Annotated in this window: 19 protein-coding genes; 7 read left to right on the top strand and 12 right to left on the bottom strand. The window is 57.9% G+C overall.

Features of this window, described 5'->3' with window-relative positions:
* Window positions 1-132 precede the first annotated feature (132 nt).
* From AP059_RS02575 to pilM, 4 genes are read right to left on the bottom strand one after another with little or no spacing between them, the layout of a single operon-like run.
* A complete protein-coding gene (locus AP059_RS02575; RefSeq protein WP_059761762.1) occupies window positions 133-660 on the bottom strand; it encodes a pilus assembly protein PilP in 528 nt (175 codons plus the stop codon).
* The gene (locus AP059_RS02570) at window positions 657-1,277 is read right to left on the bottom strand and encodes a type 4a pilus biogenesis protein PilO (RefSeq protein WP_059761761.1); all 621 of its coding nucleotides are present in this window, start codon (window positions 1,275-1,277) and stop codon (window positions 657-659) included. Before AP059_RS02570 ends, AP059_RS02575 begins: the two co-directional genes overlap by 4 nt.
* On the bottom strand, window positions 1,277-1,843 hold the full coding sequence (locus tag AP059_RS02565; protein ID WP_059761760.1) for a PilN domain-containing protein: 567 nt from the start codon (window positions 1,841-1,843) through the stop codon (window positions 1,277-1,279). The genes AP059_RS02570 and AP059_RS02565 overlap by 1 nt, the downstream gene beginning before the upstream one ends.
* Complete coding sequence (gene pilM, locus AP059_RS02560) at window positions 1,843-2,526, bottom strand: type IV pilus biogenesis protein PilM (RefSeq protein WP_082706729.1); 684 nt, start codon at window positions 2,524-2,526, stop codon at window positions 1,843-1,845. Before pilM ends, AP059_RS02565 begins: the two co-directional genes overlap by 1 nt.
* 205 nt (window positions 2,527-2,731) lie before the next feature.
* Between pilM and AP059_RS02555 the strand changes: the two genes are divergently transcribed.
* Window positions 2,732-5,155, top strand: coding sequence for a penicillin-binding protein 1A (locus tag AP059_RS02555; protein WP_371260599.1), 2,424 nt, complete (start codon window positions 2,732-2,734; stop codon window positions 5,153-5,155).
* A gap of 38 nt (window positions 5,156-5,193) precedes the next feature.
* Here AP059_RS02555 and AP059_RS02550 read toward each other — a convergent pair whose 3' ends face one another.
* The 8 genes from AP059_RS02550 to rpmE all read right to left on the bottom strand — a co-directional run bounded on the left by AP059_RS02550 (window position 5,194) and on the right by rpmE (window position 14,645).
* The gene (locus tag AP059_RS02550) at window positions 5,194-7,113 is read right to left on the bottom strand and encodes a lipase family protein (RefSeq protein ID WP_306354406.1); all 1,920 of its coding nucleotides are present in this window, start codon (window positions 7,111-7,113) and stop codon (window positions 5,194-5,196) included.
* A gap of 293 nt (window positions 7,114-7,406) precedes the next feature.
* Entirely contained in the window at window positions 7,407-8,189 is a 783-nt protein-coding gene (locus AP059_RS02545; RefSeq protein WP_131811512.1) for a hypothetical protein, read from the bottom strand.
* 12 nt (window positions 8,190-8,201) lie between these two features.
* Entirely contained in the window at window positions 8,202-8,984 is a 783-nt protein-coding gene (locus AP059_RS02540) for a hypothetical protein (protein WP_059761755.1), read from the bottom strand.
* The gene (locus AP059_RS02535) at window positions 8,981-9,835 is read right to left on the bottom strand and encodes a DUF4123 domain-containing protein (protein ID WP_059761754.1); all 855 of its coding nucleotides are present in this window, start codon (window positions 9,833-9,835) and stop codon (window positions 8,981-8,983) included. The genes AP059_RS02540 and AP059_RS02535 overlap by 4 nt, the downstream gene beginning before the upstream one ends.
* The gene (gene tssI, locus AP059_RS02530) at window positions 9,832-11,904 is read right to left on the bottom strand and encodes a type VI secretion system tip protein TssI/VgrG (protein ID WP_059761753.1); all 2,073 of its coding nucleotides are present in this window, start codon (window positions 11,902-11,904) and stop codon (window positions 9,832-9,834) included. The genes AP059_RS02535 and tssI overlap by 4 nt, the downstream gene beginning before the upstream one ends.
* 206 nt (window positions 11,905-12,110) lie before the next feature.
* Complete coding sequence (locus tag AP059_RS02525; RefSeq protein WP_048364553.1) at window positions 12,111-13,379, bottom strand: malic enzyme-like NAD(P)-binding protein; 1,269 nt, start codon at window positions 13,377-13,379, stop codon at window positions 12,111-12,113.
* Between the two features lie 181 nt (window positions 13,380-13,560).
* Complete coding sequence (locus tag AP059_RS02520) at window positions 13,561-14,388, bottom strand: thermonuclease family protein (protein WP_059761752.1); 828 nt, start codon at window positions 14,386-14,388, stop codon at window positions 13,561-13,563.
* Window positions 14,389-14,393: 5 nt separating this feature from the next.
* Complete coding sequence (rpmE, locus tag AP059_RS02515; protein ID WP_019825265.1) at window positions 14,394-14,645, bottom strand: 50S ribosomal protein L31; 252 nt, start codon at window positions 14,643-14,645, stop codon at window positions 14,394-14,396.
* Between the two features lie 219 nt (window positions 14,646-14,864).
* On the opposite strand from rpmE, the gene AP059_RS02510 reads away from it, so the two are divergent.
* The 6 genes from AP059_RS02510 (at window position 14,865) to AP059_RS02485 (ending at window position 22,455) form a co-directional block, all read left to right on the top strand.
* Window positions 14,865-17,084, top strand: a complete 2,220-nt coding sequence (locus AP059_RS02510; protein ID WP_059761751.1) for a primosomal protein N' — start codon at window positions 14,865-14,867, stop codon at window positions 17,082-17,084.
* Window positions 17,085-17,293: 209 nt separating this feature from the next.
* Window positions 17,294-19,030, top strand: coding sequence for an arginine--tRNA ligase (gene argS / locus AP059_RS02505; protein WP_048364556.1), 1,737 nt, complete (start codon window positions 17,294-17,296; stop codon window positions 19,028-19,030).
* 1 nt (window position 19,031) lies between these two features.
* Entirely contained in the window at window positions 19,032-19,724 is a 693-nt protein-coding gene (locus tag AP059_RS02500) for an SPOR domain-containing protein (RefSeq protein WP_059761750.1), read from the top strand.
* A gap of 279 nt (window positions 19,725-20,003) precedes the next feature.
* The gene (gene hslV, locus AP059_RS02495) at window positions 20,004-20,534 is read left to right on the top strand and encodes an ATP-dependent protease subunit HslV (protein WP_048364558.1); all 531 of its coding nucleotides are present in this window, start codon (window positions 20,004-20,006) and stop codon (window positions 20,532-20,534) included.
* Between the two features lie 68 nt (window positions 20,535-20,602).
* Window positions 20,603-21,937, top strand: coding sequence for an ATP-dependent protease ATPase subunit HslU (gene hslU / locus AP059_RS02490; RefSeq protein ID WP_048364559.1), 1,335 nt, complete (start codon window positions 20,603-20,605; stop codon window positions 21,935-21,937).
* Window positions 21,938-22,083: 146 nt separating this feature from the next.
* Complete coding sequence (locus tag AP059_RS02485; RefSeq protein ID WP_059761749.1) at window positions 22,084-22,455, top strand: gamma-butyrobetaine hydroxylase-like domain-containing protein; 372 nt, start codon at window positions 22,084-22,086, stop codon at window positions 22,453-22,455.
* The last annotated feature ends 401 nt before the right edge of the window (window positions 22,456-22,856 follow it).

Raw genomic sequence — 22,856 nt, 5'->3', positions numbered from 1 at the left:
AGGCGATTCGAGCCACGGTGAGGCGTGGTCAGGCAACATCGCGGGCACATTGGCCAGCACTGCCTGTGAATTCAGCGCACTCCATAGCGCCAGTCCACAGACCGGGAAAATCCTTTTCATGGTGTATTTCCGTTAAGACTGCTGTTTCAGAGAGATCGTCAGGGTTCGCTCAAGCCATCCGCCCCGACCATCGGAAATCACTTCAAACACGTCAACGTGTTGCGGAGTAATGTCGGCAATCTGTCCGTTGTTGCGGCCAAGGTAATCACCTGGCTGCACACGGTGAACGACGCCCTTGGCGCGCAGCAAGGCGTTGGCCTGCTGGTGATTGGACAACGTGCCCACCAGTTCGAATTGCGCCAGCTCGGTGCCTTCCAACAAGCTTCTGCTGCGCGCCTCATGCAGTGGGTAATCCACCAGGCTGGCTTGCCAACGGCTGCCTTCATCTTCGTACAACCCGTGAAAAGGGCTGCGCAATAAGGTGGCCTCGTAGATAAACGGCTGGCGTTGCACCCGCACAGGCAGGGGGTCAATCACACTGACAACGTGCGCGTGGGCAGTGTGCAGGTCGCGCGCTAACTGCGCGGTGCCTTGCGGGCTGTCACACCCCATCAAACTGACCAGCGCCGCCGCGACAAGGCCGTGGGCATGCACACTCATGGGATCAATCCTTGATCATTGGCGCGATAGGTTTTAGCCAGCAACGTCATGCGCAACGGGCCGTTGGCGCCATCCGCGGCGGCCGTGAGGGTGAAGTCGTGGAGCGTGACGATACGCGGCAAAGTGGCGATGTCACTGAGGAAAAGCCCCAGGTCGTGATAACCACCCACCAGTAGCAGTTGCAGGGGGAGTTCGGTGTAAAAAGGTTGCAGGGTTTGGGGCAGCCATTGCATGTGCTCGATGACCAGGCCACGGCTGAGGCTGATCCGTGACACTTCTTCCAGCAGGCCAGGCACTTGAGCCTGGCTGGGGAGCTGGCTGTGCACATCGTCGAAGGTGGTTTGCAGCGATTGCAGGTGTTGGCGATAGCGCTCAAGCGTCGCAACCTCCCGCACTCTGGCCTCCCATTGCGCTTTCAATTGCGGTTCAACACTGCGCTGCTGCTGAAGGTGTGCCAACCCGGGCTGCACTAAAAGCATGTATCCCAGCGCCAGGACTGCGGCCATCACTAGCACCGCCGTCGCTGCTTGACGCCCTGTTGTCCAGGCGCCTGCCTGCTTGAAACTTAACGTTTGCACGTCAAAAGTACGCAGGCTCTCCAGCCATTGCGTACCCATCAAAACTGACTGCCATCATGGGCGTTTTGCGACTGGTGCACGGTCATCTGAAACAGTCGGGTATGGCTGCCATCTTTTTCGATGCCCGCCTTCACTTCTATCAGTGCTGGCGCTTCGAGCCAGTGCGAGGCATCCAGGTTACGCATCAGCTCTGCAACCAGCGCGTTGGACTGCGCTACGCCCGTTATCGCGATTGTGCGCTCGGCCATTTTCACGTCGGTGAAATACACCCCGCCGGGCAAACTGCGCGCCAACTGATCGAGCACAATGCTGCTGCCGGACCGATTACCTTGCAGGGTCTCGATGGTTTGCATGCGTTCGAGCAATTGCTCGCGCCGCACTTTCAACTGATCAATTTGTTGCGCCCGACCATCGAGCTGCACCATCGCGCTGCGGATCAGATCATTGCGCGCCAGCTGGCGCTCTACCGCCCGGTCAACGAAATGATCCAGCGCATACAGCCCTGCGGCCGCAACGGCCAACAGTGCAACCAACACCATCACATAGCGTTTGCGACGTTTTTCGCGCAGCCACTCGCGCCAGGGCAGTAAATTGATTCCTGCCATTAATCGAACCCCCTCAAGGCCAGACCACAGGCTGTTAATAGCTGCGCAGCATCGCAGAACACAGCGCCGGGCGCGAGTCGGGGGTTACGCTTGATGCCCGCTAAAGGTTCGCTCACCTCATAGCCGGGCAAACGACTTAACCCTTCAAGCCCGCGGGCCAAGGCATGGCTTTGAACCTCAATGACACGCGGGTTCAAGCCTGCGCCCAACAACACAGCTTGATGCCAATCGAGGGTCTCTTGCCGGCACACGACCAGCAAAACATCCAGTTGTTGAGGGTCTACGTCTGATACCCCCAACACGTCGAAATCCAGTGCCGCTTCGTCGAGGCTGTACGGGACGTATTGCTCGGCCTCCAGCCGCACATGCAGCTCTAGATCGCTGGTGCTCAGGTCCGCCTCCACTCGAATGACTTTACTGATGACCTGTGTATCGGGCATCGACATCACGGCATCCCGCGCCTGCACCCCAGCGGCGCCGAGTGCCTTTAGTAAAGCCTGTGCGACACTTTTTGCCGGGATGCCGGTCAGATCGTGCACAGGCATGGCTGGCAGAGGTTCTATGGCATAGGCTTCAAGCTGAATGCCACTGCGCGAGCGGCTCAGTTCGACCATATTGATCGACTGCGCACCGACTTCGATGCCCACATACCGCTGGGGCTTTGTCGTGAAAAATCCGGGCACTGCTGTTTTCCCTAATGCAATCCGTGACTTACGGAGGGTTAAAAATGAGATCCGTTCATATCCCGTTCCGACATGAGGCCCATGACGCTCATGCTCGAAAAATGCTTATAATGCCGGGCGTTTTTTTCCGCATTGTCGACCCGGCGCTCCTGCGCACTGCCCTGACGTGCAACCCATTTCTTAATCTGGAAATTCAAAAGCCTTGATTCGTCTGCTGAAGTTTTTCGGGTGGTCATTCGTTGCTGTGATCTGCGGGCTCGTGCTCGGGTTGAGCGGTGCGTTTCTCTATCTTAGTCCTGGCTTGCCGTCTGTAGAGTCGTTGAGAAGCATCCAGTTGCAGATTCCTTTGCGGGTCTACACCAGCGACGGCAAATTGATCGCAGAGTTTGGCGAAATGCGCCGCTCACCGATCAAGTTCGCCGACATTCCGCCCAATTTCATTAATGCGCTGCTGTCGGCAGAAGATGACAACTTCGCCAATCATTACGGGGTCGACCCCAGCAGCCTGATGCGCGCCGCCACCCAGTTGGTAAAAAGCGGACACATACAATCGGGCGGCAGCACGATCACCATGCAGGTGGCGAAGAACTATTTCCTCTCCAGTGAGCGGAGCTTTTCGCGCAAAACCAACGAAATTCTGCTGGCCCTGCAAATCGAGCGCGAACTGACCAAGGACGAAATCCTTGAGCTGTACGTGAACAAGATTTACCTGGGCAACCGCGCCTATGGCATCGAGTCAGCCGCACAGGTCTATTACGGCAAATCGATCCGGGACTTGAGCCTGGCGCAGATGGCAATGATCGCCGGCCTGCCAAAAGCCCCGTCGCGCTTCAACCCGCTGGCCAACCCGGTGCGCAGCAAAGAGCGCCGCGACTGGATTCTGGGCCGCATGTACAAGCTGGGCAAAATCGATCAGGCCAGCTACCAGGCCGCCATTGCCGAGCCGGTAAACGCCAGCTATCACGTGCCAACCCCCGAGGTGAACGCGCCTTACATCGCTGAAATGGCCCGCGCCGAAATGGTCGGCCGTTATGGCAGCGAGGCCTACACCGAAGGCTACCGTGTCACCACCACCGTGCCGAGCGATCTTCAGGAGTTGGCGAACAAGTCCGTCGAAGAAGGGCTGATCACCTACGATCAACGCCACGGTTATCGCGGGCCAGAATCGCGCCTCCCTGGCAAGACCCTGGCCGCGTGGACCCAAGAGCTGGCCAAACAACGTGCAATCAGCGGCCTTGAGCCTGCGATCGTGACCGAGGTCGACAAAGACGGCCTGCAAGTGCTGACCCGCACCGGTGAAGGCCGTGTGGCGTGGGACAGCATGAAATGGGCGCGGCGCTTTCTGAATACCAACAGCATGGGCCCGATGCCCAAGCAGCCTTCGGATGTGGCGCAAGTAGGCGATTTGATTCGTGTGCAGCCGCAAGCCGACGCCAGCCTCAAGTTCAGCCAGGTGCCGACCGTGCAAGGCGCACTGGTGTCTCTGGACCCGAACAACGGCGCCATTCGCGCACTGGTGGGTGGCTTCGCGTTCGAGCAAAGCAATTACAACCGTGCGATGCAGGCCAAGCGCCAACCGGGTTCAAGTTTCAAACCCTTCGTTTACAGCGCGGCGCTGGATAACGGCTACACCGCCGCCACGCTGGTGAACGATGCACCGATCGTGTTTGTCGACGAGTACCAGGACAAAGTCTGGCGCCCGAAAAACGACAACAACACCTTCCTCGGCCCGATCCGCGTGCGCGAAGCGCTGTACAAGTCGCGCAACCTGGTGTCGATTCGCCTGCTGCAAAGCCTGGGCGTCGACAAGACGGTCGACTACATCAGCCGTTTTGGCTTCAACAAACAGGACCTGCCGCGCAACCTGTCGCTGGCACTGGGTACCGCGACGTTAACGCCGATGGAAATCGCCACCGGCTGGAGTACGTTTGCCAACGGCGGTTACAAAATCACGCCGTATCTGATCGACAAAATTGAAAGCCGCAACGGCGAAACGCTGTTCGTGGCCAACCCGCCAAGCGTGCCAAAAACCGACAGCAAAGACGTACCGCCGCAGGCCGAAGCGCTGACCATCGACACGATCAATGCCGCACCGGGCCTGCCGACCGTTGAAACCCAGGCGGTCGCCGAGCGCATTATTGACGGGCGCACCGCCTACATCCTGACCAGCATGTTGCAGGACGTGATCAAGCTGGGCACCGGTCGCCGCGCACTGGCCTTGGGCCGCACCGATCTGGCGGGCAAAACCGGTACCACCAACGAATCCAAGGATGCGTGGTTCTCGGGCTATAACGCCGATTACGTGACCACGGTCTGGACCGGTTTCGACCAGCCTGAAAGCCTGGGTCGTCGCGAATATGGCGGTACGGTGGCGCTACCGATCTGGATCAACTACATGGGCGGCGCGCTCAAGGGCAAGCCCGCGCATACTCAGGCAGAACCCGAAGGCATCCTCAGCCTGCGAATCGACCCGATCAGCGGTCGCGTCGCCTCGCCGGGCACACCGGGCGCGTACTTTGAGTTGTTCAAAAGTGAAGACACGCCGCCGTCCAACAGCGAGTTGGGCAATGGCGTCGCACCGGGCAGCCCGTTGCCGGCGGATGAAGGCGCCCCGATCGACCTGTTCTAATTCCCGACGACACGCTGCCATGCATGGGCAGCGTGTCGTTAGGCCCCTTTCAGAAGGTCATCAATATCAAACGGCGCACCGATTACATGCTCCCTGAAGCCGGTGATCGAGGCCGTTAACTCCCGCATCGACAGCCCAGGCGGCGCCATCGCCAATTGCTCTTTGCGCTTATTTTCAGCGTGGGCCAGCCAGCGCTCGATATTCACGGCCAGCGCCTCAGGCTGTGCAGCGTGATGGCCATACACTTCGTCCGCTTCGAGCGCTTGATGCTTCAAGTGCAGTAAGCGCATCAGGGTCTCTTCGATCTTTTTGGCCTCCAATTGCAGCGAACTGATCGCATATTGCGTGGTGCGCCGATAAGGGTCCGCCGAACTGCGCAACTCCCTGCTGCGCTGAATCACTTGCTGCTTGACCCGCTCCAGCAAGGTTTCGACCCACTCCAGCTCCAGATCGGTAATGCGCGCGCGATTAAGGTCCAAGGCCTCCTGCCAGCGTTTTAACGTCGCCCAACTGCATGGCACATACCCGTGGGTCATGGAGTGATCCGCCGCGCTCAGCATCTGCTCCACCATCCCGGCCCGCCGGGGCAGCCCTTCATACACCTCAAGCGCCAGAGAGCAGGCCGCGTGCTGCGCCAGGGTTTCGCAGGCCGGCGCCCACAAAATGTGCGACCTCTCGCCTTTGCCCAAGTCCACCGGCATAAAGTGCTGCAACTCGCCGTGATGGCCAAAAGGCTCACCGTCCCAATTGATGATGCTGGTGACATACGCGCCAATAAACCTGGGCACCCCACCAAACAACAGGCCGGACCGCGGCTCATAGTCTGAGGGTTTAATCTTCATCCACGTCATTGGCACACTGGGCACCGGGTCGTTGTGATTGACCATGCGGTGATGCACCAACGGCTTGGCGCCAGCGATAAACACCTCATCCCCCGCACGGGGCGCGCCGTAAGTGTAGAGAACGATGTTGTAGCCTTCAGGTCGGCGACGCAGGGTTTCGGCAAGGATCAAGGCAATCGCACCCCCCAGGCTGTGGCCACAGATCAGGAGGGTTTGGCCGGAGTAGAATCTTTCTAGATATTCAGTGACAAACTTTGCCGCCACCTTCGCCGCTTCGTAAAACCCATGATGCACAGCACCCACGCCTTCATCGAAAGGCACCTGGAACGCATCGATATCACGCAAACCGTCCGGGCCAATTTCGCTGGTACCGCGCACGGCTATCAGGATGATTTCATCGCTGTGGGTAACAAATGCTTGAGTATCTGTGTTATTCGCATGACCACGATCATCTAGAAAATGCACTTTGGCAGGACTTTCCTGATCAGCGCCCAGCCTGTGGTCATTTGATGGATACAACTGAGAATCAAACGGCACAGTTTCAAAACGTCTGGAGTAAGCCACTTCCTCATACAACGGGTAATGCGCTTCTATCTGTCCAGCATCCACGCGCCATATTTCCTTGTAAGTGGCCAGCGCTTCCGCAAACCAGTTACCCACGCTGGGAACTTGAGTAAAGCTGACGCTGGGCTCAAGGATGGGGGTTGTGTCCGGTCGCTGACCAAAGGGGCAATAGCTCAAGGTGGCCATCAACGCCAGTTGGTAGAGGTTCAGCGCACAGAATTGCGGGGTGGTGGACAGCAAGGGTCGCAGGGCGCGTAAGGGTCGAATTTGCAACACCGTATGCCGACTGCCCGAAATGCACACCCCACGCTGGCCGTGCTTGCCCATCAAACGTTTGGCACCTATGCAGGGGGGGTAGTGCGACTCAACTTCGGGCGGTAAATGTGAGACGTGCTCAACCAGATGCCGAACCTCAATCTGGCAAAAATCGGTGTCCCCATCTGTTTTATAGGGGTTGCTTTGAGGGCGGCTGGCGTCTTGATTGATAAAACGTGTTTGCTCGGCGCGGACTTGGAGTTCGGTTATTTTTAGGGGGTAATTCTGACGAGCCATCAGATCCCGATAGCTAACACCTAGCCCCTGATAGAGAGTAGAAATTATTAATGCAACAGGCCCAGCAAAATGATCTTCAACAATACCCACTCCTTCTGAATTCAAGACGCCTTGATACTTGATACCCTCTGAATCCACGCACACATACGCAAGCCCAGCATAATGCTCGCCAGAACCTGACTCATCCACCACCTGAAAACTGGATCGCTTACCACCTACAGGGCAAGTAAACATTACGGACTGACGCTCACTATGCATTCTATTTTGCAAGATGTTCATTTCCCGAAATATCCTTATTCAGTACAACTTGGATAAATAGTGCACGGCGTGCCATCCGACATAATGAAAGAACTAAAGTCCGTTTCATTACCATTACAAAAAGCATGCTGATCTTCGAAACCTTCCCCCAGACATCTTTTCCACCCCAAGGGAAATTTCACCCACTTACCCTCATAATAAGGCGTCTCTTCTTTAGCCATGACTACCTTCATTTTGATGGTCTTATTCGCAAGCTGATCAAATGTATACAAAGCTATAGGCCCGCCTCGAGAAGACGGTCGCCCCTCATTTAAATCTTTGCAATTGAGCAATTTTCTAAGCACTCGTGTTTTCCCGGAGGTTCTAAACCACCACTCACACTCTCCTGTAAACGTACTCACACCCAATACGTCAAAAACCTCTCGATGTATTTCAGTATCCAGCTCTTTTTTAACGACGACCTGCGCACTTGCTCTTCCAAAGTCAGCCCATGACTTTCCGTAAGTGCCATAAACGTCAAGCCTGATGTTGTACACCACTAACGGGCAACCTCGGGGATTACGATAAATAGGTATTTCTATCGTAGGCTTATAATTTTCCCACCATAAGTAATTAAAGGTTGGCAGCCGACTGTCTTTATCTGTCACCGTACAAGTCTCACCCGGCGCTGGAACATAGTGGACATCCGCTTTATATTTAAACCCCGGCGGCATATCCACGGTAAACATGAAGGTATTTTGCTGTCGGGCATACCAAACACCGACAGCAATCCCACACCCAAGTATTATTAGAATCACATAAACCACACTTCGCTTCATCACCATAGTCATCTACTCAGTACAACCGGGATAAATAGTGCACGGCGTTCCATCCGACATAATGAAATGACTGAAGTCTTTTTCATTGCCGTCACAAAAAGCATGTTGATCTTCGAAGCCTTCCCCCATACAGCGCTTCCATCCACCTTCAAATTTAACCCAAGCCCTCTTATAATAAGGCGTCTCTTCTTTAGCCATGACTACCTTCATTTTGATGGTCTTATTCGCAAGCTGATCAAATGTATATGCCGCTATAGGTACGCCTCGCGAAGACGGCCGACCCTGATTTAAATCTTTGCAATTAAGTAATTTTCTAAGCACCCGGGTCTTCCCCGACGTACGAAACCACCATTCACATTCACCCGTGAAGGTACTGACACCTGAAGCATCAAAAAACTCTCGATGTATTTCATCAGGCAGTTCTTTTTTGAAAACAACCTGCGCGCCACTCGAGCTAAAATCGGCCCACAACTTCCCATAAGTAGCATAAATATCCAGTCGTATATTCTTCACCACCAAAGGGCAGCCTTTACGAGTGCGATAAATAGGCACTTTGAAATCGGGCTTATAATCTTGCCACCATCGATAGTTAAATGTCGGCGCCAAGTTATCTTTTGTGGCGACCGTACAGGTCTCGCCCGGCGCAGGAACGTAATACACCGCCGCTTTATATTTAAACCCCGGCGGCATATCCACGGTAAACATGAAGGTATTTTGCTTGCGGGCATAGCCAATCCCCACCGCTGTACAGCACGCGATAAACACCAGCAACCCATAAACTAGTACGCGTTTCATAACTCGCCCTCGCCCGCCCAGTACTTGGCGGTCAGGCTCACGCGTTCAAAATGGGCCACGGGGTCTTCATGGGGTTGCGGGTGTAAGTCTGACGGCAGTTCGCCGGGGGGAAATCCCAGGCTCAGGGCCAGCAGGGTTTCGAATTGTTTGGCGCCGCTCCACCCCCATTTGTCGGCCTGTAGCCAGCGTTCATGGGCCCATGCCGCAGGGCATTGTTGCGTTGCCAAGCGCTGGTACGCGGGCAAGTGGTGATCCAGCAAGTATCGACGGGCGTTGGTTTCCCGGATGGCTGCAATCTGTGGCGGCTGCAAGGGCGCGTGCAGCCACGCGGGGTCTTGCGGCACGGGGTAGGTGCCCGGTGCCGGGTTGTGAGGGGTGGCCCAGGTGTCACCCGCCCAGTAGCACACGCTGATGGCCGGGCCGAGGTAGGCAGGGTGCGTGCCTTCAGGCAGCCAGGCCAAAGCTCGCGTGAGTACGCGGTTGTCGTGGAACCGGTACAGGGCAAGGTGGGGTCGCGTACCAGACACACACCGTTCACGCCAATGCGCTGTCCACGCCGGTAACGCGCCCGGTGGCAAACTGGCGAGCCAACCCCAGTCACGTTGCGGTGCGCTGCACAACGCTCGTACAGACTCCGTGTCGGCGGGGTCGAGCAGGATCAAAAAGGGACTGGCGGCGGCAAGTTCGGCGACGACGGTTTGGGCGTAGACGTTGCTGTACCGGTCGTGCGCCCGCCCCTTTAGCAGCCTTTGGAGGGCGGGCAGTGCGCTCTGCGAGTCCAGGGTCACACACAGTTCGTTGCCCAGTCGCCGTTGCTCCTCTAGCCACTGGCCCGGCACGCTCGTGCTCATGACAGGCTTCCTTGTGGTGAACCCGGCGCTTGTTTACAAGCCTCGCAAATGGGGCATTGGCAGGCACCCAACTGGCGGCTGTCGTCGATGATCAGCGACAGCGCGGGCGACATGGCTGGCAACTGCGCAAGCGCTGGTTGCATGGAGGCGACTTGCCCCGGCAGCAAGGGCGCAGCCGCGAGCACAGCCTGCGGCACACCCCCGAGTTCAAGCGCGGTGCTGCTGAAAATACCTGCCGCATTGATCACCAGGTGCTGCCCGCCCGCCGTGAGCGTGAGGCTCTGCCCGCCGTCCAGCACCATGTGCCCACCGGCCTTGATGTGAACCTGTTGTCCGGCTTGCACCAGCAGGTCTTGCCCGGCGCAGGTCTGGATACTGGCCGCGACGTGCAGATGGTCGTCAGCCTTGAGCTGTACTTTGCGGTCGGCCCCGACGGTGTGCTGTTCTTCGCTCTGAAACACGCAGCGGCTGGTGCCGCTGATGTGCGCTTCACGCTGACCCTCAATGTGCACGCGGCTGTCGTGCTTGATGATGTGGTGCATGTCGCGCTCGGCGTGCAGGTAAATCAGTTCCTGGCCTTTGCGGTCTTCGATGCGCAGTTCGTTGTAACCCGCGCCGCCGGGTGTACTGCGGCTACGAAATACGCTCTGGGTTTTATCGGCGGGCAGCGTCAGCGCAACGGGATGCGTGCTATTGGCCAGGCAACCGCAAATGATCGGGCAGTCCGGGTCGCCATTTTCGTACTCAATCAGCACTTCCATGCCCACCCGCGGGATGGTCACCGCACCGTACTGTGCACCCGCCCAATTCGACGCCACCCGCACCCAGCAACTGCTGCTGTCATCGTTGGCCTCGCTGCGGTCCCAATGGAATTTAACCCGCACCCGGCCGTATTGATCGCAGTGGATTTCTTCGCCCGCAGGCCCGGTCACGCGAGCCGTCTGGCTGCCAAAGATGCGGGGTTTGCCGTATATCTTTTGCGCCCGGTACGTACCCTCCTCAGGCGTTGCCCGAAACACGTTGCGGTAGCCCTCAGTGAAATCCAGCTCGTGTTCAAGCGTGGAGTGGGCCGCGTATTGCTCAAGGACCTGCGGCTGTTTGCCTTCGTGCTGAAGGTGCGTCAGCAGCCACTGCACGTTGCAGGCGGCAGCGGGATGCTGGCTCAGAGTAAAAAAGTGGCCGCTGAGCCAGGCGGGCTGATCGCTGCTGCCCGTCACCACAGAGGCTTCAGCCTGATGGCGCTCAAGGGTTCGCTGGTTGTAGCGCTCGCCCTGCTGGGCAGTATTGAACCGGCCGGGGTAGCTGTAGTGCTCCAGCACCCGCTCGGTATCGGGCTGGGCCGTGCGGCTGTCCGCTTCCAGCGTTCGACTGGCGGTGTCGAAGTCGTAGTCACGGGTGAACGTTTGATTGGTGCAGGCCTGGCGTTGTAGCGAAAAGCGATTAACCGAAGGCTCAGTGGCCACCAGCCCTTGGTCGGTGACGTAAGGCGTCGGCTGTTCAATGGGGCTAAACGCCTGCTGTTTGTCCCCGAACACCACATGGTGGTGCTCTGGCGAATGCTTGAAGTGGTAATGAAAGCCCTCTTCAAAACACAGGCGTTGAATAAACGCCAGGTCGGACTCGCCGTACTGAACGCAATATTCACGCGGCGCGTAAGTCGAGAACGCGACGAAAGTGTAAGCGTCGCTGAAAATGCCGTGTTCTTTGAGCACCTGCTCGATGATCTGCTGCACGCTCTGGTGCTGAAAGATTCGATGCTGGGTACGCAAGGCCAGATACGCCAGGCTCGGCACCAGCGTCAGTTGATAGTGAGCCAGCCGTGTATCGGCGCGTGTTTGAGCAATGCGCTGGATCTGCCCGTGGATACCGTGGCGTTGGTTAAACGCCAGATACGCGCTTTGGTGCAGCAGCGCCTTGAGGTCCAGCGAGGTGCGATCACTGACGAGTTCAACGTTGAAGGCGTAAGGTTCACTGATGGCCTCGTGACCTTTGAACGCCAATACGTGCAACGCGTGTTGGCAGGCAGGCACCGTCAGGCTAAAGCGGGCGTGGCGAGTGAGCGTGGACATCCGTGGTCCCTCTTAAAAGCTGAGGCTCGCTTCAATCAGAAACCGCCCTCATTAAGAGATGAACGCTAACGGATAGCCCTAGACGTCACGTGTAGGTGCTTTCCTAATTTTTTATAAGATGCCGATAAATGACTACGCGTTAATTCACTGAGCATAAAAAAGCCCCGGCTCTCATGAGCCGGGGCTTAGGTAAACGCTATCGCGGCTTAGCCGTTGAACACGTCATCCACGCTTTTGAGCGGGTAGTTTTTCGGGTACGGCAGGGTCGCAACACCGGTCTCGATGGCGGCTTTGGCCACAGCATCGGAGATCACGGTGATCAGGCGGGCATCCATTGGTTTGGGGATGATGTACTCACGACCAAATTCCAGCTTGATACCGCCGTAGGCGTCACAGACCTCTTGTGGCACTGGCAGTTTGGCCAATTCACGCAAGGCGTTGGCCGCTGCGATTTTCATCTCTTCGTTGATGCGCTTGGCGCGAACGTCTAAAGCACCGCGGAAGATGAACGGGAAGCCCAGCACGTTGTTGACCTGGTTCGGGTAGTCCGAACGGCCAGTGGCCATGATCACGTCGTTACGCGTGGCGTGTGCCAGCTCTGGCGCGATTTCCGGGTCGGGGTTCGAGCACGCGAACACGATCGGGTTCGGCGCCATGCGCAGCAGGTTTTCAGCGCTCAGCAAGTTTGGACCCGACAGGCCGACAAACACGTCTGCGCCGTCCAAGGCATCTGCCAGGGTGCGTTTTTCAGTCGCGTGAGCAAACACTGCTTTGTACTGGTTCAGGTCGTCGCGGCCGGAGTGGATCACACCGGTACGGTCAACCATGAAAATGTTTTCGAGGGTCGCGCCCATGCTCACCAGCAACTTCATGCAGGAGATGGCCGCAGCGCCAGCGCCCAGGCAGACGATTTTGGCGTCAGACAGGGTTTTGCCTGCGATTTCCAGGGCATTGATCATGCCGGCCGCCGTCACAATCGCGGTGCCGTGCTGGTCATCGTGGAATACCGGAATATCGCACTGCTCGATCAGAGCACGTTCGATCTCAAAGCACTCAGGGGCTTTGATGTCTTCGAGGTTGATGCCGCCGAAGGTGATGGAAATGCGTTTAACGGTGTCGATGAAAGCCTGTGGGCTCTCGGAATCAACTTCGATATCGAATACGTCGATACCGGCAAAGCGCTTGAACAGTACGCCTTTGCCTTCCATTACAGGCTTGGAAGCCAATGGGCCAAGGTTACCCAGGCCCAGAATGGCGGTGCCGTCAGAAATCACTGCGACCAGGTTGCCCTTGCCGGTGTACTTGTAGGCCAGTTCAGGATCGCGGGCGATTTCACGCACTGGTTCGGCTACACCCGGGCTGTAGGCCAGCGCGAGATCGCGGGCAGTAGCGGTAGGTTTGGTGAGCTCGACACTCAGTTTCCCTGGACGTGGCTGGGCATGATATTCGAGAGCGGCGGTTTTCAAATCAGACATAGGGGCATTCCGCTTTTTTGCTGTTGGACAGACGGATCGCCGAGCATACGCGTGTCGTAAAGTCCCGACAAGACTGACCAGTCAGCAGTGTCAAGGGCTTTACCCTACGACTTTGGACCAAGAGCCGCGGCCCGTAAGGGCTACAGTGTTCACAATCCACATTAAAAATTGTCTACAATTTTTAGCGGGTGACGACTTTAAACATCCCCGGATGCGTCAATGGCAGCATCCAGCGCGCCTGACCCGGCTTCAACCCGCCACGCCGTGAACGGTCCAGCACCCAGCCACGCGCCTCAAGCTGCGTGCCCTTCAAGTTCGCGAGACGTTTTTGATCGAAATGGGTCAGTTGATTGGGTGCAATGTGCAGCACCAGTCCGCCCTCAAGGTCGATCCAAAAACCACCACGATTGCGCTGAACCCGACTCACTTTTGCACCCACTATCGCGAAACCGGAGCGGGTGATGTGCTGCGGCGCCTGCACCGGCGATTGGCGCCACACCCCGGCCCTGGCGGAGCGTGCGCGCTGCTCTGCCGCCTGTTGGCAGCCCAGCAGTTCGGTATTGGGTGCAATGGCCACCTGATAACCCAGACCGTCTGCCAGCAGTTGAGCTTCAAGGTTGCTGCCGTCTGCCCCGAACACATGGGCCAGGGTGCGCCCATAGCGGTCCTGCGCCTGCTTGCCTGTCAGCAACCCCACGCGGCCATCACTGCGCGCCACCAGCGCTTGCAGCCGTTGGCGCGCCGCCTCCGCAAAAGGTTCGGCGGTTTGGCCTTTTTTGCCGGTTTCTGGCGCATTGAGACCGATCATGCGCACGCTGCGCCCGTCTTTGAGGCGCAAGGTGTCGCCATCGACCACGCGCTCGACTTGCGCGGGTGTGGGCGCTTTTGGCGCAGGGCAAAGCACCTGGGCCTGTACGCTGGAAAGCCAAATCGCAGGCACAAAAAAGGCGCCCGCAAGGGACGCCTTTTTCAATAACCCGGCCAGCCTCAAAAGGTTGCCCAAGGTCATGCGCCTTACTCGGCGGCTTTTTCTGCTTCTGCTGCTGGAGCGGCTGCTTTAGCGCCGAAAGCACCAAAACGAGTCTTGAAGCGATCAACACGACCGCCAATGTCCAGAGTTTTTTGCTTACCGGTGTAGAACGGGTGGCACTCGTTGCATACGTCAGTGCCCAGTGGCTTGCACAGGTTCGAACGTGTTTCGAACTTGTTGCCGCAGCTGCAAGTTACCAGGATTGTTTCGTACGCTGGATGGATATCGGCTTTCATGGGGTATTCCTCAGGCTAGCGTGCCGCCACTCAACACCATTGTTGAATACCGCACGTAAATTTAGGGCGCCGATAATACCAGACCTATGCATTGACGCAAGCAGCCAATCATGCTCCCGCTAAAATCATTCGCCTTTCAGTGCCCTGCCTTTTAGTCGCGCAGCGCTTTGTCTGCTAGGCTCCGGGCCATCTTTGCCGTTCATCACTTGAGAGCCCCGCGTGCCCGACGCCATTTTGCGCCTTGCCCTGCCTTCCCCCCTGCGCCGCCTGTTTGACTATCGGGCGCCTGCGGGCGTGCGACGCGATCAATTGCAGCCGGGTATGCGCTTGCGGGTGCCGTTCGGGCGGCGCGAGATGATCGGCATTCTGGTTGAAGTGGTCGATCACAGTGACGTCCCGGCCGACAAGCTCAAACCGGCGATTGCATTGCTCGATACCACCGCGCCGCTGCCAGCCTCGCTGCTCAAACTGTGTTTATGGACCTCGCAGTACTACCAGCACAGTCTGGGCGACACCCTGAGCTGGGCCTTGCCCGTACTGCTGCGTCAGGGGGAGCTGGCTGAAACCCGCCAAGAGCGGTTTTGGCAGATGGCGCCCGGCGCCCGTCTCGACGACCCGCGCATCGCCCGCGCACCCCGTCAGCGTGAAGCACTGGCCACTCTGGCCCAGCACCCGCATGGCGTCGCACATACGCTGCTGAGCAAGTTAATGCTGAGCAAAGACAGCCTCGATCTGCTGCTCGCCAAAGAGTTGGTCAGCGTAGAAATCCGCCGCCACGCCCCCCTTGAGCGTCACGACCACTGGCTGGCGCAGCCTGAACTGCCGCTCAACAGCGAGCAGCAGGCGGCCTATGAAGCCATCCACGCAGGACTTGGCAGCTTCCATGCATTTCTATTGGCCGGGGTAACCGGCAGCGGCAAGACCGAAGTGTATTTGCAACTGATCCGCGAAACCCTTCAGGCTGGCAAACAGGCGCTGGTCCTGATCCCGGAGATCAACCTCGGCCCGCAGACCCTGGCCCGCTTCGAGCAGCGTTTCAATGCGCGTATTGCGCTGGTGCACTCGGCGGTTAACGACCGCGAACGTCTGGAAAGCTGGCTGGCCGCTCGCGATGGCGAAGCCGACATTATTATTGGCACCCGTTCGGCACTGTTCACCCCGATGAAAAACCCGGGGCTGATCATCATCGACGAAGAACACGACGGCTCTTATAAACAGCAAGAAGGTTTGCGCTATCACGCCCGCGATTTGGCGCTGGTGCGCGCACGCCAGGAAAACATCCCCATCGTGCTCGGTTCTGCCACGCCATCTCTCGAAAGCCTGCATAACGCCTACACCGGTCGCTATGGTTTGCTGCGCCTTAATGAGCGCGCTGGGGGCGCCAGACAGCCACGGTTCCTGCGCCTGGACGTGAAAAGTCGCCCGCTGGACAGCGGCATATCCGGGCCAATGCAACAAGCCATTGGTCAGACCCTGGCGGCAGGCCAGCAAGTGCTGGTCTTCCTTAACCGCCGTGGCTTTGCCCCCACGTTGTTGTGCCATGACTGCGGCTGGATGTCGGAATGCCAACGCTGCGATGCGCGCATGACCGTGCACCAGCGCTCAGGCGAGTTGCGCTGCCATCACTGCGGCCATGTTGAGCGTGTGCCGCGCAATTGCCCGCAATGCGGCAAAGTTGACTTGCGCCCTGTCGGTGCAGGTACCGAGCGGGCTGAAGAGCGGCTGGGGATTTTATTTCCCGACTACCCGGTTTTACGGGTCGACCGCGACAGCACTTCGCGCAAAGATGCGATGAACCAGCTGTTTGCCACCATCCAGAAAGGCAAGCCGTGCATTTTGATCGGCACACAAATGCTCGCCAAGGGTCATCACTTCCCACGGGTGACGCTGGTGTCGATTCTGGACGCCGATGGTGGCCTGTTCTCCGGCGACTTTCGCGCCAGCGAACGCATGGCCCAATTGATTGTGCAGGTGGCCGGGCGTGCCGGGCGGGCGCAAGAGCCGGGCAAAGTGATTATCCAGACCCACTTGGCTGACCACCCGCTGCTGATTCAACTCACCGAACAAGGCTACTTTGCCTTCGCTGAACAAGCGTTGAGCGAGCGGCGAGCGGCGGGCCTGCCGCCTTTTGCGCACTTGGCCCTGCTACGGGCCGAAGCCCACAAACCGGGGCAAGCCGAAGGCTTTTTGGACCAGGCATGCAGCGAGGCCGAACGCCTGCTGGGCGAGCTGAACCTGACCGGCGTCGAACTGCTCGGCCCGGTGCCTGCGCCCATGGAACGCCGTGCCGGACGCTACCGCGCGCAACTATTGTTACAAGCCAACGCGCGCGCGCCGCTGCACCGCTTGCTCAACCAATGGCTGCTGCTGCTCGAACAAATGCCCAGCGGGCGGCAAGTGCGTTGGTCCCTGGACGTTGATCCGGTCGACCTGTATTGACCGCCAAACTGTTGATCGTGAGCAAGCTCACGCCGCAAAATTTATGCACCCTGATAAGAGCGAAGTGATCCGGGACCACCGCGTGATCATCACCGCAGATCCATTACCCAACTGCCAAGGTTGGCAAGGCCGACCCGGCAACGGATAATGCCCAGTTTTTCCACCTGCGCACTGAAGCGCTACCGCGCTTGCGGTCGAAAGAGAAGACCATGAAAGACACCATTCGCCAGCTGATTCAACAAGCCCTAGCTCAACTCGTCACAGAAGGTGTGTTGCCTGAAGGCCTGACGCCAGCGATTCAGGTGGAAAACGCCCGTGACAAGACCCACGGCGACTTTGCCAGCAACATCGCCATGATGCTGGCCAAGCCGGCCGGCATGAAGCCGCGCGATCTGGCTGAAAAAATCATCGCCGCCCTGCCGGCCGATGAACAAATCAGCAAAACCGAAATCGCCGGTCCCGGCTTCCTCAACTTCTTCCAAAACACCCAGGCACTGGCCTCACGCCTGGACGCAGCCCTGGCTGACGAGAAAATCGGCGTACGCAAGGCTACCCCCGCCATGCGCACCGTGATCGACATGTCCGCGCCCAACCTGGCCAAAGAAATGCACGTCGGCCACTTGCGCTCCACCATTATTGGCGACGGCGTGGCCCGGGTACTTGAGTTCCTCGGTGACGACGTGATTCGTCAAAACCACGTGGGCGACTGGGGCACTCAGTTCGGCATGTTGATGGCCTACCTGGAAGAAAACCCCATCACCAGCGACGAGCTGTCTGACCTCGAAAACTTCTACCGTGCGGCCAAACAGCGTTTCGACGAGTCGCCAGAGTTCGCCGACCGCGCCCGTAGCCTGGTGGTCAAGCTGCAAGCCGGCGACCCGGACTGCCTGGCACTGTGGGCCAAGTTCAAAGACATCTCGCTGTCGCATTGCCAGAAAATCTACGAACTGCTGAACGTCAAACTGACCATGGCCGATGTGATGGGCGAAAGCGCCTACAACGACGACCTGATCAACGTCGTCAACGACCTCAAGGCCAAAGGCATGCTGGTCGAGAGCAATGGCGCACAATGCGTGTTCCTCGACGAGTTCAAAAACGCTGACGGCGAGCCGTTGCCGGTGATCATCGTCAAGGCCGACGGCGGCTACCTGTATGCCACCACCGACCTGGCAGCCATCCGCTATCGCAGCGGCGTATTGAAAGCAGACCGCGCCCTGTACTTTGTAGACCAGCGTCAGGCGCTGCACTTCCAGCAAGTGTTTGCCGTTGCGCGCAAAGCCGGTTTCGTGACCCACCCGATGGAAATGGAACACATGGGCTTCGGCACCATGAACGGCGCAGACGGCCGCCCATTCAAAACCCGCGACGGTGGCACGGTTAAATTGATCGACTTGCTCAATGAAGCCAAAGAGCGCGCCTACACCCTGGTCAAAGAGAAAAACCCTGAGCTGCCAGAAGACGAACTGCGTGCCATCGCCAAAGTGGTCGGCATCGACGCGGTGAAATACGCCGACTTGTCCAAGCACCGCACCAGCGATTACAGCTTCAACTTCGACCTGATGTTGAACTTCGAAGGCAATACCGCGCCTTACTTGCTGTACGCCTACACCCGTGTGGCGGGCGTGTTCCGCAAACTGGGCAAAAACTTCACCGAAGTTGAAGGCCAGATCGTGCTGCAAGCGCCACAAGAGCAAGAGCTGGCCGCCAAGCTGGCGCAGTTCGGTGAAGTGCTCAATAACGTGGCTGAAAAAGGCACGCCGCACACCTTGTGCACCTACCTGTACGAGGTGGCAGGCCTGTTCTCCAGCTTCTATGAGAACTGCCCGATCCTGAACGCCGAAGACGAAGCACAAAAACAAAGCCGCCTGCGCCTGGCAGCCCTGGCGGGCCGTACCCTCAAGCAAGGTCTGGAATTGCTGGGCCTGGAAACTCTGGAGCGCATGTAAGTTGGCCGCCAAGAAAAAACCTGCACCCAAGCGTGGCGCCAGCCGGTATCAGGCGCCCGCCAAACAACCGATTCCAGGTTGGCTGTGGATGGCCATCGGCCTGACCGTGGGCGCATTCATCGTATTTTTGATGAAACTCGAACCCGGCAAGGGCGACGACGTCAAACGCGTCAAGCAAGAGCAGCAAAAGGCGGCGCAAACGGCCCAGGCGAATAAAACGCCGCCAAGCCCTGCGCAACCGGTCAAGCCCAAGTACGACTTCTACACCTTGCTGCCCGAGTCTGAAGTGATCGTGCCGCCAGAAGCCGTACCGGAAAAAACCCCGCCAACGCCGCAAACTGCGCCGCTGGCACCGGTAACCCCGGCCGAAGCGGCAAAAATTGACACGGCCCGTGCTCAGGCTGCCTTGAGCGGTGTAACCCCGCCACCTGCACCGCCCGTGGTAAAAGCGGCGCCGGTGACCAAGTTCTTCTTGCAGGCGGGCTCGTTCCGCAAACAAGCCGACGCGGAAAAAGTGCGTGCGCAAATCATCTTGCTCGGCCAAACCGCCACTGTTGAAGCCGGCACCGTGAAAGACGAAACCTGGTACCGCGTGCTGGTTGGCCCCTTCAGCAACCGTGACCAACTGACTGTTGCGCAAAAGCAACTGGCGGGCAGCGGCTTTAGTAACTTGTTGCTACAGCAGCGCCGCTGATACCCGTCGGCTTGACCCGTAGCAGTTGCCGAAGGAACGAGGCTGCGTCCGATTGCGAAGCGATCGTAAAACCCAAGTCCGAGATTTAACTGACAGATCACGGCTTCAGGTTTTACGACGGCTTCGCCGACGGACGCAGCCATCGTTCCTCGACAGCTGCTACAGGATTTGTCCTTTCTCCGTTCATCCGCATTCCCTCCCCACTGTTGAAATATTCGCTACAACCCCCATATGTATCTCCATCAGGCATTTTCGCCCCGCTGCGTGGAGACTCTTCCCTTGACCACCATCGTTTCAGTACGCCGTCACGGCAAAGTTGTCATGGCTGGCGACGGCCAGGTTTCACTTGGCAACACCGTCATGAAAGGCAACGCGAAAAAAGTCCGTCGTCTCTATCACGGTCAGGTCATTGCCGGTTTCGCCGGTGCCACCGCTGATGCATTCACCCTGTTCGAACGCTTTGAAGGCCAGCTTGAAAAACATCAAGGCCATCTGGTTCGCGCAGCCGTCGAGTTAGCCAAAGAATGGCGTACCGACCGCTCGCTGAGCCGCCTTGAAGCCATGCTGGCCGTGGCCAACAAAGACGCATCTTTGATCATCACCGGCAACGGTGACGTGGTTGAGCCAGAAGACGGCTTGATCGCCATGGGTTCGGGGGGTGCATTCGCCCAGGCCGCAGCCCGCGCGCTGCTGATGAAAACCGATCTGTCGGCCCGCGAAATTGCCGAAACTGCGCTGGGCATTGCCGGCGACATCTGTGTATTCACTAACCACAACATCACTCTTGAGGAGCAGGACCTCGCCGAATAAGCCGCTGGCCGGGTCAATTCACCGACCCGTTTGTGCCCCTTCATTCTGCTAGAGGAACGCCAACTACTATGTCCATGACTCCCCGCGAAATCGTCCACGAACTCAATCGCCATATCATCGGCCAGGACGATGCCAAACGCGCCGTCGCCATCGCGCTGCGTAACCGCTGGCGCCGCATGCAGCTGCCCGAAGAGCTGCGTGTTGAAGTGACCCCCAAAAACATCTTGATGATCGGCCCCACCGGTGTCGGTAAAACCGAAATCGCCCGCCGCCTGGCCAAACTGGCCAACGCACCGTTCATCAAAGTCGAAGCCACCAAGTTCACCGAAGTGGGCTATGTCGGCCGCGACGTAGAGTCGATCATTCGTGACCTGGCCGATGCAGCCATCAAACTGCTGCGCGAGCAAGAGATCGTCAAAGTTCGCCATCGTGCAGAAGACGCCGCAGAAGAGCGCATCCTTGACGCACTGCTGCCACCGGCTCGCACCTTCGGCGAAGAAGCGGCCACCCCGCAGGATTCCAACACCCGTCAACTGTTCCGCAAGCGTCTGCGCGAAGGTCAGCTGGACGATAAAGAAATTGAAATCGAAGTCGCCGATGCTGTGGGCGTCGATATTTCCGCGCCGCCTGGCATGGAAGAAATGACCAACCAATTGCAGAGCCTGTTTGCCAACATGGGCAAAGGCAAGCGCAAGAGCCGCAAGCTGAAAGTCAAAGAAGCCCTGAAAATGGTGCGTGACGAAGAAGCGGGCCGCCTGGTCAACGACGAAGAACTCAAAGCCAAGGCGCTGGAAGCGGTTGAGCAGCACGGCATTGTGTTCATCGACGAAATCGACAAAGTGGCCAAGCGTGGCAACGTGGGCGGTGCTGATGTATCGCGTGAAGGCGTACAGCGCGACCTGCTGCCGCTGATCGAAGGTTGCACCGTCAACACCAAACTGGGCATGGTCAAAACTGACCACATCCTGTTTATTGCTTCGGGCGCCTTCCACCTCAGCAAACCTAGCGACCTGGTACCTGAGCTGCAAGGCCGTTTGCCGATTCGGGTTGAGCTCAAAGCGTTGTCCCCGGAAGACTTCGAACGCATCCTCAGCGAACCGCATGCCTCCCTGACCGAGCAATACCGCGAGCTGCTGAAAACTGAGGGCCTGAACATCGAGTTCATGCCTGAAGGCATCAAGCGCCTGGCTGAAATTGCCTGGAAAGTGAACGAGAAAACCGAGAACATCGGTGCGCGTCGCTTGCACACGTTGCTGGAGCGCTTGCTCGAAGAGGTGTCTTTCAGTGCCGGTGATATCGCCAGCGCTCATCAAGACGAACCGATTCGTATCGATGCTGAATACGTGAATAGCCATTTGGGCGAATTGGCAGAAAACGAAGACCTGTCGCGCTACATCTTGTAAAAGCGCTTGCACCTCCTGTAGCCGCTGATGCGGACTGCGATAAGGCCACCGGCCTTCAGTGATCTTAGTATCCTGCGCCAACGTCGTTGGCGATTGCAGTCTGCGCCAGCGGCTTTATTGTTTGTGTGAAACCAAAGGTTATGACCATGATCCCGAGCGCCATCAACCTGCACAAAGCCTCGAAAACGCTGACGCTGAAATACCCCTCAGGCGAGGAGTTTCATCTGCCTGCCGAGTTTTTACGCGTGCACTCCCCCTCTGCCGAGGTGCAAGGCCACGGTAATCCGATCTTGCAACACGGCAAGACCAATGTGGGCATCAACAAAATTGAGCCCGCAGGCCAATACGCCTTAAAGATCAGCTTCGATGACGGCCACGACAGCGGGCTGTTTACCTGGCAATACCTGTATCAATTGGGCCAGCGCCAAGAAGCGCTGTGGGCAGACTATCTGGAAGAATTGAAAAAAGCTGGCAAGTCACGCGACCCGTCCGAGTCCATCGTCAAATTGATGCTGTGACGCCTGCTTGCTCTGTGGGTGCGCGGTTACCGGCCAGGCCCGCGCCGTGCTGGTTTTGTGTAGTCGCTGACGAGTAATGCGAGGCTGCGATCAAATGCGCAGCGCTCCTAAACCCGAGCGCTGCGGTGTGGATCAAGTATCGCGTTAAATGACTCTACGGCCGCTGCGCGCCCGATCGCAGCTACAGGAACACTAGTTTGTGTAGTCGCTGACGAGTAATGCGAGGCTGCGATCGAGTGCGCAGCGCTCGTAAACCCGAGCGCTGCGGTGTGGATCAAGTATCGCGTTAAATGACTTTACGGCCGCTGTGCGCCCGATCGCAGCCTCGTACCTCGACAGCGACGATAGGAACACTAGCTTTTGTAGTCGCTGACGAGTAATGCGAGGCTGCGATCGAGTGC

The organism is Pseudomonas sp. TAA207 (genome assembly GCF_001529285.1).
Classification (GTDB): Bacteria; Pseudomonadota; Gammaproteobacteria; order Pseudomonadales; family Pseudomonadaceae; genus Aquipseudomonas; species Aquipseudomonas weihenstephanensis.
This window is presented reverse-complemented; position numbering and strand designations above follow the sequence as displayed.